General features: G+C 41.3%; 10 protein-coding genes. 1 reads left to right on the plus strand and 9 read right to left on the minus strand.

Features of this window, described 5'->3' with window-relative positions; all coding sequences use genetic code 11:
- Positions 1 to 32: 32 nt before the first annotated feature.
- The 5 genes from IEX29_RS21105 to IEX29_RS21125 all read right to left on the minus strand — a co-directional run bounded on the left by IEX29_RS21105 (position 33) and on the right by IEX29_RS21125 (position 7,347).
- Positions 33 to 890, minus strand: coding sequence for a 3-hydroxybutyryl-CoA dehydrogenase (locus IEX29_RS21105; RefSeq protein ID WP_188736972.1), 858 nt, complete (start codon positions 888 to 890; stop codon positions 33 to 35).
- Positions 891 to 930: 40 nt separating this feature from the next.
- Entirely contained in the window at positions 931 to 2,118 is a 1,188-nt protein-coding gene (locus IEX29_RS21110; protein ID WP_188736974.1) for an acetyl-CoA C-acetyltransferase, read from the minus strand.
- 87 nt (positions 2,119 to 2,205) lie between these two features.
- Positions 2,206 to 4,314 (minus strand): (Fe-S)-binding protein, encoded by a 2,109-nt coding sequence (locus IEX29_RS21115; protein WP_188736976.1) that lies wholly within the window; start codon positions 4,312 to 4,314, stop codon positions 2,206 to 2,208.
- Between the two features lie 755 nt (positions 4,315 to 5,069).
- Positions 5,070 to 6,740 carry an arginine--tRNA ligase gene (argS, locus tag IEX29_RS21120; protein ID WP_188736977.1) on the minus strand — a complete coding sequence of 557 codons (1,671 nt, stop codon included), beginning with the start codon at positions 6,738 to 6,740 and terminating at the stop codon, positions 5,070 to 5,072.
- Between the two features lie 175 nt (positions 6,741 to 6,915).
- Positions 6,916 to 7,347, minus strand: coding sequence for a YwiB family protein (locus tag IEX29_RS21125; protein ID WP_188736979.1), 432 nt, complete (start codon positions 7,345 to 7,347; stop codon positions 6,916 to 6,918).
- Positions 7,348 to 7,546: 199 nt separating this feature from the next.
- Between IEX29_RS21125 and IEX29_RS21130 the strand changes: the two genes are divergently transcribed.
- Positions 7,547 to 9,565 carry a transglycosylase domain-containing protein gene (locus IEX29_RS21130; RefSeq protein WP_188736982.1) on the plus strand — a complete coding sequence of 673 codons (2,019 nt, stop codon included), beginning with the start codon at positions 7,547 to 7,549 and terminating at the stop codon, positions 9,563 to 9,565.
- 144 nt (positions 9,566 to 9,709) lie between these two features.
- Here the strand turns inward: IEX29_RS21130 and ssuE are convergent, their stop codons facing one another.
- The 4 genes from ssuE to IEX29_RS21150 all read right to left on the minus strand — a co-directional run bounded on the left by ssuE (position 9,710) and on the right by IEX29_RS21150 (position 13,577).
- Positions 9,710 to 10,246 carry an NADPH-dependent FMN reductase gene (gene ssuE, locus IEX29_RS21135; RefSeq protein ID WP_188736984.1) on the minus strand — a complete coding sequence of 179 codons (537 nt, stop codon included), beginning with the start codon at positions 10,244 to 10,246 and terminating at the stop codon, positions 9,710 to 9,712.
- 121 nt (positions 10,247 to 10,367) lie between these two features.
- Entirely contained in the window at positions 10,368 to 11,681 is a 1,314-nt protein-coding gene (locus tag IEX29_RS21140; RefSeq protein WP_188736986.1) for an LLM class flavin-dependent oxidoreductase, read from the minus strand.
- Between the two features lie 15 nt (positions 11,682 to 11,696).
- Positions 11,697 to 12,494, minus strand: coding sequence for a transporter substrate-binding domain-containing protein (locus IEX29_RS21145; protein WP_188736988.1), 798 nt, complete (start codon positions 12,492 to 12,494; stop codon positions 11,697 to 11,699).
- Positions 12,495 to 12,572: 78 nt separating this feature from the next.
- Positions 12,573 to 13,577, minus strand: a complete 1,005-nt coding sequence (locus tag IEX29_RS21150) for an MsnO8 family LLM class oxidoreductase (protein ID WP_188736990.1) — start codon at positions 13,575 to 13,577, stop codon at positions 12,573 to 12,575.
- Positions 13,578 to 13,944 lie beyond the last annotated feature (367 nt).

The raw sequence follows: 13,944 nt of genomic DNA on the forward strand, positions 1-13,944 counted from the left end.
GCATACTCCTTCCACGCTCAAAACGTGTTCTTTTAATCACTATATGTGTAAAAGCCTCTGCCTGCTTTCTTGCCAAGTCTTCCTGCCTGCACATACTGTCTCAGGAGCGGACATGGGCGGTATTTACTGTCTCCGAAGCCTTCATGCAGTATCTCCATAATGGATAAGCATGTATCCAGGCCAATAAAATCTGCTAATTGCAACGGCCCCATCGGATGATTCATCCCCAGCTTCATTACCTGATCCACATCCTCTATACTGGCAATCCCTTCAAAGACGGTATAAACTGCTTCGTTGATCATCGGCATCAGGATGCGATTGGAAACAAAGCCCGGAAAATCTTTCACTTCCACATCTTGTTTGCCTAAAGCCTCCGTCAATGCTTTTACTGTCTGGTAAGTCGCTTCACTCGTTTCCAGTCCCCGGATAATTTCAACCAGCTTCATGACAGGAACAGGGTTCATAAAATGCATGCCGATAAATTGCTCAGCTCTGTTTGTAACAGCTGCAATTTCCGTAATCGGCAGAGAGGATGTATTGGTCGCAAAAACAGCATGATCCGGTGCCAGCTCATCCAGTCTGCGGAATACCTCTTTTTTCACTTCCATTCTTTCAACAACTGCTTCAATAATAAAATCAGCTGTGATTGGAGCTGCATCCAGATCAACAACAAGCTGCAGACGATTCAGCGCCTCTTCCTTTGTATCCGCTTCCATTTTCCCTTTAGCAGTATCCTTGTCGAATATCTTTTCAATATACTGCTTTCCCCGCTTCAATGCTTCAATATCTGCGTCATACATTTTCACATGGTAGCCGGAACGGGCAAAAACGAGCGCAATTCCTGCACCCATTTGCCCTGCTCCGATAACCATTACTTCTTTTACAGTCACGTTAACACGCTCCTTTTAGAGATTATTTAAACGCACATGATTAATTTGCCGGTACTTCAATTAAAACGGCATCTCCCTGGCCGCCGCCGCTGCAAATTGCCGCAATGCCTTTACCGCCGCCGCGGCGTTTTAACTCATGGATTAATGTCAGGATAATCCGGTTACCACTTGCGCCAATTGGATGACCCAGTGCGACTGCTCCCCCATTGACGTTTATTTTCTCCTCATCAATATCTGCAATTTGTCCGCTTGCCAGTGCAACAACCGCAAATGCTTCATTAATTTCGTAGAGATCGATTTCTTCCTTAGATACACCTGTTTTTTCTAACAGACGATTAATAACTAAGCCTGGCGTCTGCGGAAAGTTTTTTGCTTCCACAGCTACTTCTGCATGACCTAAAATTGTTGCCAGAGGTGTTTTATTTAATTCCTTTGCTTTTTCATCTGACATCACAACAACTGCACTCGCTCCATCGTTCACACCAGGTGCATTTCCTGCTGTAATTGTGCCATCCTTATCAAAGGCCGGTCTTAATGCAGCCAGCTTTTCAACAGTTGTTCCTTTTCTTGGTGTTTCGTCATCGCTGACAACAATCGGATCTCCTTTACGGACCGGAATTTCTACAGGAACAATCTCATCTGCAAACTTCCCTGTTTCAATCGCCTCCACAGCCAGCTGCTGACTTCGTGCCGCCCATTCATCCTGGCGCTCACGGGTCACTTCAAAGGATGCAGCTGTGTCATTGCCATAGCTTCCCATATGATTTCCTGTAAAAGTACAGGTAAGGCCATCATGAATCATTAAATCCTTCACTGTTTTATCACCCATGCGGTTTCCCCATCTGGCATCAGGCAAGAAATATGGCGCATTGCTCATGCTTTCCATTCCACCGGCAACGATAATATCCTCTTCGCCTAACCGGATTAATTGATCTGCCAGTGTAACACTGCGCAGCCCGGAGGCACAGACCTTATTGATTGTCTCTGTTTTTACCTCCCATGGAATACCCGCTTCTACTGCAGCCTGTCTTGACGGGATTTGTCCCTGTCCCCCCTGCAAAACGGTTCCCATAATTACTTCATCTACATCTGCACCATCAAGTTCAGCTCTTTCTAATGCTGCCTTAATTGCTGCTGCTCCTAGATTTACAGCTGTCAACGGTGTTAATACTCCTCCAAATTTGCCAAAAGGCGTACGTGCCCCCGAAACAATAACCGATTTCTTCATATATATAGCCTCCCTTTATAGTTCGAACGAACGCTCGTTCAATGAACAGTGGAAAGTATAGAGAGGACACCCGCCCTCTCTATACCTTTATGCTGTTTTTTCTTCATTTTGTTCAAAAACAGATAGTGCCAAGATCTCAGCAACATCCATTGTACCAATATCTTCTTCTACTTCTTTTGCTTTTGTGCCATCACTCAGCATAGTTAAACAATATGGACATGCACTTGAAATGATCGACGGCTGTACTTGTAATGCCTGCTCTGTACGTGCAACGTTAATCCGGTTCCCAGTAGTTTCTTCTGTCCACATTAAGCCGCCACCTGCGCCACAGCACATACCATTTTCACGGCTCCGATCCATTTCCACCAGCTCTAAGCCTGGAATAGCCTTCAGTATTTCACGCGGCGGATCGTAAACACCGTTATATCTTCCTAAATAGCAGGAATCATGATAGGTTAGTCTTTCATTTATTGCTTTTTGCGGCTTCAATTTCCCTGACATAATCAGGTCATAGAGCAGCTGCGTATGGTGATATACCTCTGCTTTAAACCCGAAGTCAGGATATTCATTCTTAAATATATTGTACGCGTGCGGGTCTATCGTGACAATTTTCGTGACTTCATTTTTTGTAAATTGCTTGATATTTTTCTCCGCAATTTCCTGGAATAAAAACTCATTACCAATCCGTCTTGCTGTATCGCCGGAGTTTGCTTCTGTATTTCCTAAAATAGCAAAGCTGACGCCGGCCTGGTTCATTAATTTCGCAAAGCTGAGTGCAATCTTCTGGCTGCGGCTGTCAAAGGACCCCATTGAGCTGACCCAGAATAAATACTCGAATGATTTATCTTCCTTCTTCAATTCCTTCACCGTCGGAATATAGACAGACTCATCTTCATCACGCCATTTAATCCGATCCTTCTTGGATAATCCCCAAGGATTGCCCTGACGTTCAATATTCATGACAGCACGCTGAATATCCGAATCCATTTTTCCTTCTGTCATGACTAAATAACGACGCATATCAATAATAGTGCCAACGTGCTCATTATTTACAGGGCAGGCATCCTCACAGTTCCGGCAGGTCGTACATCCAGACAGCTCCTCTTCTGTGATTACATCACCGATCAAGCTCATACTTTGAACGGATGCAGCAGCTTCCTTGCTTGCAGAAGCCTGATTGCCAGCAGTTCCTGCAAAGGCATAGGAAGGAACCCATGCTGATTTGCCGGTAACCGCTGCTCCTTTTTCTGTTAAATGGTCACGAACCTTAATCATAATATCCATCGGAGAAAGCATTTTTCCTGTGCCGGCAGCCGGACATACATCGGTACAGCGGCCACATTCCACACAGGCATAAAAATCTATCATTTGATGCTGCTTGAAGTCTTCTACTTTGCCGACTCCGAAAGCAATCTCTTCTTCACTTTCTTCATCCATATCTTCTAAATCAAAATCCAGCTTTTCTAATTTGCCAGGTACCTGCTTACTCAGGAATACATTAATTGGCGCAGCAATTAAATGCGCATGCTTGGATTGCGGCACATACACCAAGAAAGAAAGCAATGTTACCGTATGTACCCACCAGGCAATATAGAACAGTACCATCGCTGTACCTGCTGAAACGCCGCCAAATAAGCCTGCAATGACACTGGCTACCGGTTCTGCCCATGTTACTTCATGCCCGTGCCAAATCATAGCCATTCCATTCCCAAACAGCACGGAAACCATCAATGTTCCGATAAAAATAAGAACAAGCCCCGCTTTAAATCCTCTTTTCAAACGGACAAGCTTTTCCATATAACGGCGGTAAAATGCCCAAACAACAGCTACCAGGATCATTAAAGTAACGAGTTCCTGGAAAAAGACAAATCCCGGATAGAACATTCCAAACGGCAAGTGGTTTCCCGGTGAGAGCCCTTTGATAAACATATCAATCGCTCCAAATTGCACCAGAATAAAGCCATAAAACATCATAACGTGAATCGTACCGGATTTTTTATCTTTTAACAGCTTCGACTGTCCGAATACGTTTTTTATAATACGCTGGATCCGCAGCTTTATCTCGCCATCAAACTCTGATTTTTTCCCAAGTCTGATATATGCAATCCGGGTTGTGATAACTTTAGCAAATAAGAATATCGCATAGCCGGTCACAGCTAAAAATGCTATCCAATTAATAATCAGAAATGTATCCAATATGATTTCCCCCTCTTTCTATTATAATATAATTTGTTAGCGTTTTCATATTTTAATAAAAAATAATTCTATCTCTACTTTAAAACATGAATGATCATTCAGTCAACCTATTTCAGGGGGAATAATGTTATTTTTAATTTTTATTGATAAACTTTGAATGGAAGGATTAACAGGCCGGTAATTATGCTATAATGAAAACACAATAAACCGGCTTCGTATGAGGGGTTAGGTAGCACTGTAATCTGTCGCTGGTCTTTCGTTGGAGACTTCCAGGGAGAGGAGGTGCTGCCGATGGATTTGGAAAGCTCTTTGGCGTTAATGATATCCTTTGGAATGTTGATAGCGTTCATTATGGCTGATAAAAACCAAAAAAATAACCCCTCATGATCTTTAGCAGGAGACTGAGGAATTATTTTTCTCTCGTTACCTATCCCCTCTTAATGGGGTTCGGTTTATTGATGACCGTTCCATGTACCATGCATGGACGGTCTTTTTAATAATATACGCATTTCTATCTATAATATACATTATAATTTGAAAAATGTAAAATGAAGATAAAATAATTTCTAATTGCTCCTTCACTGATTATTGATTATCTAACAAAAAAATTAGAAAACTTGGTTGTCATCAAGCTTTTAGGTGACAGCCTTAGTTACACTTATGCAGTAAGAAAGTTTATACTTTCTTAACTGTCAAGCAAAAATCCCACTGAGAAATCATCCATTTCTCAGTGGGATTTTTTTATCATCTTCCAGTTACATTTTCTCCGGAGAAGCTACTCCCAAAATACCTAATCCATTTGCCAAGGTCTGACGCACAGCTTTCATTAAAGCAATACGTGCGCTGGTACGCTCGGGATTATCAGCATCCAATACTTTTTCTGCATTATAGAAGCTGTGCAGCGTTGATGCCAGGTCAAATACATATTGGGTTACTTTATGCGGTGTTTGTTTGTCTGCTGCATCGGCAATCACCTGTGGCAGTTCCCCTACTTTTTTAAGCAGGTCCAGTTCCTTTTCTGCTGTTAATAAGGAGGCATCAAATGCTTCCTCTGTTGCAAAGCCTTTATTTTTTGCCTGTTCAAGCATGGTGCAGATACGTGCATGCGCATATTGAACATAGTACACCGGGTTATCGTTGGATTGTGATTTTGCAAGATCCATGTCAAAATCCAATTGCGAGTCATTTGAGCGCGCAACGAAATAATAACGGACCGCATCAATTCCCACTTCATCCATAAGCTCTCTTAACGATACAGCTTTACCTGTACGCTTACTCATTTTAACCTTCTCGCCGCCTTCAAACAGATTTACCATTTGAATAATTTTCACGGAGAATTTGTCGACTGGATAACCTAAAGCCTGGAGAGCAGCACGCATTCTCGGTATATAACCATGGTGATCTGCGCCCCATACGTTAATAATCTGGTCAAAGCCGCGGTCTAATTTATTTTTATGATAAGCAATATCCGGAGTTAAATAGGTGTAAGCTCCATCCTGCTTGATAAGTACCCGGTCTTTATCATCGCCGAAGGCTGTCGTCTTAAACCATAATGCCCCATCTTTTTCATACGTATAGCCGCCGTCTTCCAACACTTTTAAAGCATCATCAATCTGATCATCCGTAAAAAGAGATCGCTCGGAGAACCAGCTGTCAAATTCAACACGGAAATCCTTTAAATCATTTTCAATGTTGCGTAAGGAGGCTTTAAGGCCATATTCTTTAAAATAATCCAGACGCTCTTCATGTGATCTTTTCGCCCAGATATCTCCTTCTTTTTTCACAAGCGTTTTCGCAATATCAATGATTGCCTGCCCATGATAGCCGTCTTCCGGCATATCAACAGACTGTCCTAATTCTTGCAAATAACGGGCTTCTACCGATAAACCCAAATTATTAATCTGGTTTCCTGCATCATTAATATAATATTCTCTTTCTACCTCATAGCCGGCAGCTGCAAAAAGATTACACAGAACATCGCCAAACGCCGCATTTCGTGCATGGCCTAAATGGAGATCTCCAGTCGGATTAACAGATACAAATTCGACTTGTACCTTCTCGCCATAGCCGTCTTTCGAAGTTCCATAGGCATCTCCAGCATCAAGCACCGTTTCAATCACTTCACCTAAGAAATCCTGCTTCATATAGAAGTTAATAAATCCAGGTCCCGCAATATCTACTTTCTCAACGGATGCTTTCTGCTTATCTAATTTTGCCACGATATCATCAGCGATTTGTCGCGGTGCTTTTTTAGCAATCCGGGCCAGCTGCATCGCAATATTGGTGGCAAAATCGCCATGTGCTTTATCTTTTGGTTTTTCCAGAATAATATCAGGAATGGTATCCTCTGTTGCAAGCTCTGCAGCAATGACGGCTGTATGAATTTGCTCCTTTAATGTTTCTTCTGCTTGTGCTAATACGTTCATTTCCTATTTCCTCCTTGTTTCGATCCCCGCAGACAGTTTATAAATATCGGCGGATTACTATCACACTAGAAAGGGGGGACCACTAGCGTTCCGCCTCTCCTGTGATAGCTTTACTCTTGGCAACTCCTCCGCCGCTTACTCACTTTGCACTTCCTGAAGGCGGGAGAATCCTTGCTTATTTTGTTGAAAATTGCAGTTTAAGCTGATGCTTACGTTCTATTTGGCCATTCAGCTTCATTGTATAATTCATATCTAGCACCCGCGGCATTGTATCCTCTGTAAATGTGATGGTTTCTACAAAAGTTTCCATATGAATATTACCATGCATATGCTGATAAATGTTTTCTGTTTTCTGACCTAACTGAAATTGCTGGTTCATTTGGATGGCACCAGTACGCTTAATAGAAACACGCTCCGGACGAATCATAATCATATTCTGGATAGTTCCGGCTTCTTCAATAACTTCCTTGTATCTCAGCACATCGATGTCGCCTTTTTTTGTCCATTCTCCAGTAAAAGTCTGCTCCTGTGTTTCCTGATCGCCTGAATCCAAATCAAAAATCAGTGTCTTCAATGTAATATTGACATGTTCGGAATTTTGTTGCATAGGTACTCCTTCTATCATTTTCTTAATTTAATGTATTTGTATATTATATCTGTAAAACACCATGATAAGCAATACTCTTGCTGATGGAAAACTTTTGAGGTTTATAAAATCGTTTCTTTTTCCATAATGAATAGAGAGGATATACAAACTCCAGTATCACCATTTTAGTGAAGACATATTATTTTGGAGACGATGAAGGATGAAATCATTAAAAGAACTGCGCCTAATCTACAAGCTGATTGGCGGTATCATTTTACTGATGATAGCCGGGATATTAGCGATCTACTTATTAGCTTATTTAATGGGTCCTCCAAATCTCAGTAATCAATCTCCCGCTGTTTTTTATGATCAGGAAGGAGAAATTATTGAAGACAGCTTTGGGGATTCTTATGAATGGGTTTCTTTAGACAATATCGATCCTTCTGCTATTCAGGCAACGCTGGTTATTGAAGATAATCGTTTCTTTGACCATAACGGTCTTGATTTCTTTCGTATTGCAAAATCATTGTGGAATAATTTTGTTTCCGGCTCGTTGAAGGAAGGCGCCAGCACCATCACACAGCAATATGCAAGAAATCTCTATTTATCTCCAGAAAAGACCTGGTCCCGCAAGCTGCAGGAAGCCTTCTATGCCATTCGTTTAGAAATGTTCTATTCCAAGGAAGAAATTTTGGAGGGCTATATGAACACGATCTATTATGGGCATGGCGCTCATGGCATTGAAGCTGCGAGCAATTATTTTTTTGGAAAGCCTGCTGATCAGCTGTCCCTGGCAGAATCAAGTATGCTGGCAGGAGTTCCAAAGGGGCCGACCTATTATTCTCCATTAAATAATTTGGAGAAAGCCACTGACAGGCAGCATCTTATTCTTAAAAGAATGCTTGATAATGAACTTATTTCTGAGGCGGACTACACCGCAGCTATAAATGAAAAACTAAATTATCAAAAACAGGCTCCTGCTGAAGAGACGGCATCCTTTTTTAAAGATCAGGCATTAAAAGAAGCTGCACAGATTTTAAATAAAGACGTAGAAGAAGTAAAGCTTGGCGGTTACCAGATCCATACAACTTTAAACAGTGATTATCAACAGGAAATGGAAGCTGCCGCTGCTCAAACCATCGATAAAGAGACCGGCCTGGAAACTGCGGGTATTTCCATTGTCCCGCAAACGGGCGAAGTGGCAGCAATGGTCGGCGGAACCGATTATCATACCAGCAGCTACAATCGGGCGGTTGATGCCAAAAGGATGCCAGGCTCTACCTTTAAACCAATTTTATATTATGCTGCATTGGAAAACGGTTATACAGCGAGTACGACTTTAACCAGCGAAGCAACCACCTTCCAGCTTTCTGACGGTTCTACGTATCGGCCGAGTAATTTTAACGGGTATTATGCAGATGCGCCAATCACGCTTGCTCAGGCAATTGCTTTATCAGATAACATCTACGCTGTCAAAACAGCACTTTATATAGGCGGGGACCGTTTTATAGAAGCAGCGAAAAAATTTGGGATTAAAAGTGATTTAAATTCAGTCCCTTCCTTAGCGCTCGGCACTTCTTCAGTTTCTGTAATTGAGTTGACAAATGCTTATGCACGTCTTGCAAACGGAGGAAAGGCAGTCAGCCCTTATCTGATCGAGGAAATTACAGATGCCAGCGGGAAATCCCTTTACTCACATAAACCAGAGGAGGGAAAGCCGGTGCTGGATGAGAAAAAAGCTTTTATTCTGACACAGCTTCTTACGGGAATGTTTGACGAAACGTTAAACGGCTATACGAGCGTCACCGGAGCAAATGTAAAAAATCAGCTGACTGATATTTATGCCGGCAAATCTGGAACAACTGACTTTGACAGCTGGATGATTGGATACAGCCCTGTTATTTCTACCGGCATTTGGGTCGGGTATGATGATCATAGAGAAATGACTAATGTCGCAGAAACTGCTTTCTCAAAAGAAATATGGGCAAACTATATGGAAAAAATTGATGATGATGAAAAAAATGTTTTCCCAATGCCCTCTGGTGTTGTCGGGCTTCCAGTCGATCCTGCCAGCGGATTACGGGCAGATGTAAGCTGTGAAAAAAGCAGAATTATGTTTTATGAAAAAGGTACTGAACCGCTTGGATACTGCCATCGTGATGAAGCAGAGCATCAGGATGAAGAAATAGATAATCCGGACAGAGGGGTTTTGGAGAAGTGGTTTGAATCGTTATTCTAATGTCGTTTAGGTTCTCCTCATTTTAGAATAGAAAAAACCCTCTAAATGAGGGCCAATTATCAAATGTTCATTTTTAATACATTTAAAACTGATGTAACCGCGGCACCCTGAAGATCATATGCAGGGATGCTGCGATTTTTTATGTCAAACCAGCTCCTTACTTTTTAATTGCTCTAAAAAATAATCTAATTGCTTTTGCGTTCTATTCAGCATGGCATCATCTAAAATTGGGTTTTCTCTCGTTTTATCAATTTCACTATCTTGAAAATACAAACCTTTTAAGCTTTGGCTTTTCAGTGTAGCAAGTAATGGTTTCAGAGCATAATCCAATGCTAATAAGTGAGAGAGGCTCCCTCCAGTCATTACCGGCAGTGAAACAGTTCCCCTCAAAACATCCTGAGGCATCAGATCAAATAATGCTTTCAGCACCCCTGCATAGGAAGCTTTATATACAGGAGAACCGACAATAATTCCCTCTGCTTTTTCCAAATCAGCCGCTATTTCTTTTATTTTCGAACTTTGAAAGTTGGCAAACAATAAATCTTCCGCTTCCACATCTCTAACGGATATATATTTCACAGAAAAACCTTTCTGCTCCGCCTGGTTACCCAAATAATAAAGAATGCGTTCTGATCTGGACAGCGGTGAAGGGCTTCCTGATATAATTACAATTGCACTCACATTCATTCTCCTTTCCTTCTTTAACGAGGATGTTCAAACAGCTCAATAAAATAATCCTGTGAATTTTTTTGTTCTCCTTGAACACGCACTTTTAAAACTAAGCTCTATCCGGCGGATTTTCCTAGTTTTTAATACGCTCTTTTTTAAAACGATTTTCAGGAACCGATAATCCGAGGTTTCCCCGTAAAGTATCGCTTTTACCATCACTCTGAAAGGAACCTTTTCGCTCCAGCAGTGGAAGCACATACTTCAGAAAATCATCATATTGTTTTCCTAATACATACATACTGATCACAAATCCATCTGCAGCTTCCTTCTCTATCCATTCAATCATTTTGTCAGCAACCTGCTCATAGGTGCCGAAAAATTCATTTCTTGGTGTAGCAACACTTAAAGCAACCTCTCTTAACGTTAAATTCTCTTCTTTGGCCCGCTTTTTAATATCATCCGTTGTTGATTGGAAGCTGTTTTTTCCGACATCACCAATATCAGGAAACGGTTCATCTAATGGAAACTGACTGAAATCAAAATGGTCAAAGAAACGCCCTAAATAGTTGAGTGCTTCCCCGATACTGATCAAATTTTTAATTTCATTATATTTTTCTTCTGCTTCTTCCTCTGTCGCACCAATAATTGGGGAAAGCGCAGGTAAAATGGCAATATCCTCCGGTTTTCTTCCATTTTCTGCGGCCAGCTTTTTCAATGCACGATAGTATTCCTGAGAGCTTTCCAAAGTGGATTTATTCGTAAAAATTGCTTCCCCGTGTTTTGCCGCAAATTCCATTCCCGTTTTAGACGATCCAGCTTGAAAAATAACCGGCTGTCCCTGCCTGGAACGGTCAATATTTAATGGACCTTCTGCTTTAAAGAATTTTCCTGAATGATTTAAACGGTGCATCTTCTCCGCATCAAAAAACTGGCCTGTTTCCCTATTTCTGACAAAGGCGTCGTCTTCCCAGGAATCCCACAATCCTTTGACAACGTCTAAATATTCATCTGCCATTTGATAACGCAGCTTATGCTCTGGATGATTTCCTTTATTAAAATTGGACGCTGTCCCTTCCAGCGGAGAGGTAACGACATTCCACCCGGCTCTGCCTCCTGATAATTTGTCTAAAGAGGCAAATTGACGTGCAATATTAAATGGTTCACTATACGTTGTTGAAACAGTTCCCGCCAATCCAATTTTTTCTGTGACTGCTGCTAAAGCCGATAATAATGTCAGCGGTTCAAACCGGTTAAGAAAATGCGGAATGGATTTTTCATTAATGTGCAGCCCATCTGCAATAAATACAAAATCCAGTCCGGCTGCTTCTGCTTTTTGGGTGACAGATATATAATGGTTCAAATTAACACTCGCATCATCAGGTACTTCCTCTGACTTCCAGGAGTTCATATGTCCACCCGGTCCTTGTATCATTACTCCAAGTTTCATTTATTTTCTTCCTCTCTATTGTTCTTCTGCTAAAAAGTCGACATCAAACCATTTTAAAGATATTTCAGAAAATGTTCCGTCTTCCTTCAATTTTTCAATGGACTGATTAATTTCTGCGATTAATTCCTGATTTTCTTCTGTCTTTTGGAATGGCAGTGCAACTGGCTGATTCCCAAACGGTTTATCAACAATCTTAAGCGGAATATTCCGCTGACTAATCTGTGCCATCAGCGGTTCTCTGCCATAAATAAATCCGTCTACTTTTCCTGTATTAATATCGGTATAAGCTACATCTGCAGATTCATAAATAACTAATTCATAATCTTCTTCCGGGTAGTTTTCTTTTAAGACATTTTCAAAATTGGTTCCTAAAATACTAACTAATTCTTTCCCGGCAAGATCATCTAATGATTCTATCTGCGGGTCTTCACTGGAGGTAGCAACCACTGCTTTTGAACGATAGTACGGATCGGTAAAATCATACGCTTCTCCCCGCTCAGGAGTTGCTGCAAAATTAATTGCTGTATCTACCTTTCCAGACTGCAGATTTGCCAGAACACCATCCCATTCTGTTAAAACCCACTCCACTTCATAGCCTATATCATCAAAAATGGCATTAAATATATCTACATTGAACCCGACTAACTCTCCATCTTCCTGAAAGGTATGCGGGAATCCATCTGGTACTGCCCCGACCTTAATCACCTTCTCTTCCGATGAATCGCTGTCTCCTTCTCCCTTAGCCTCTCCCTGACCGCAAGCCGCGGTAAGAAGTAAGAAAGCAGCAGATATAAATAAAAGTAGTTTTTTCATTTACTTCCCCCTTCGATCCATTTAAGAACCATTCGTATTTGACAAAGGTTTAATCCTTCGTCATTGTATATTCGCTAATCAAGTCCGTTCCAGCACTGGAGCGGTTAACTGCCCTAACAGCTCAAATGACTTGAAACGTTTCTTTCTGTTTTGAATCGGTGTATGCAGAATAAACTCATTAATTTGGAAGATATCCCCCAAACGGTCCAGCTCTTCCTTGATAGTATCCGTACTTCCCGCAAGCAGCTCCACTTCCTGTTCCTTGACTTCAAAGGATTCTTCTGTCTGGCTCCGGAACAATTCTATTTGCTCAGGAGACTGAACAGAAATAGAACGGCCGCTTTCTAATTGCAGCTTATAAATTTTATAACTACTTGTTTCTTTTTCTGCTTCTGCTTGTGTTTCTGCCGCAAAAGAAGCAATGGCAAGTGAAAATACACCATGTGGATAGATACTTCGGTATTCGCTTACTGCCTCTTGCAGAACTTCATCATTACCATTTAAAAATCGCGCAAATACAAAATTAGCTCTCTGCTCTGCCGCAAGTCTGGCACTATTTTTGCTGGCCCCCAAAAGATAAATCGGCGGGTTCTTCTTCGTTTCCGGTAAAGCTTTTGCGCCATATAAAGGATGATTTTCCGGCAATTGATCAGAAGTAAATTCCTGCAGCGTCTTGAATCTTTTATCAAACACAATTTCCGAGCCTGCTCCGCCGTATTGCAGTGCATTCGTTGATAATGAAAAACCGCCGGGGGCTTTCCCTACACCAAGTTCCACCCGGTCCGGTGCCAACGCAGACAGCACTTTAAAATTCTCTGCTACCTTATAAGGACTATAATGCTGCAGCATAACACCTCCTGAACCGATTTTAATAGATGATGTTTTAGCTAATAAATATGAAATAAGCACCTCTGGCGAACTTCCCGCCAAATCAAGTGATTGATGATGCTCTGACACCCAAAAACGGTTATATCCCCACCCCTCTGCTTTTTGTGCTAATTGGACTGTTGCTTCTAATGCCTCTTCTGTGGTCTCTTCTGAAAAGATAGGGCTTTGATCAAGTATTCCCAGCTTATATCCCATTCCTTTCTCCTCCCATGTTCCGTATTTCTATTACCTGTCAGCTAAAATTGCTTGGTTGATTTTCGTTTTCAACACAAAAAATTATTTTTAGTATTCCAAGTGATTTACAATGAATTATAAATTTAATACAGTATAGCATCCTAACAAACTCCCTACAATAGGCGCACTTATAAATAATTATTAATTTTCTTATAGATAAAATCTATAAAGAGTCGTTAGGCAATCCGCTGTTCATCGCCTCTTTTGAGTTCCCTCCATTTTTGAATACCATATTATGATGGAAGGCTCATCATGTTCACCACTGAAAAAGCAGTATTTACTCTCAATTCATTGAATATCTGAATGATAGTGACATTTCCCAATCCAA

This window comes from Oceanobacillus neutriphilus (assembly GCF_014645515.1).
GTDB lineage: Bacteria > Bacillota > Bacilli > Bacillales > Amphibacillaceae > Oceanobacillus > Oceanobacillus neutriphilus.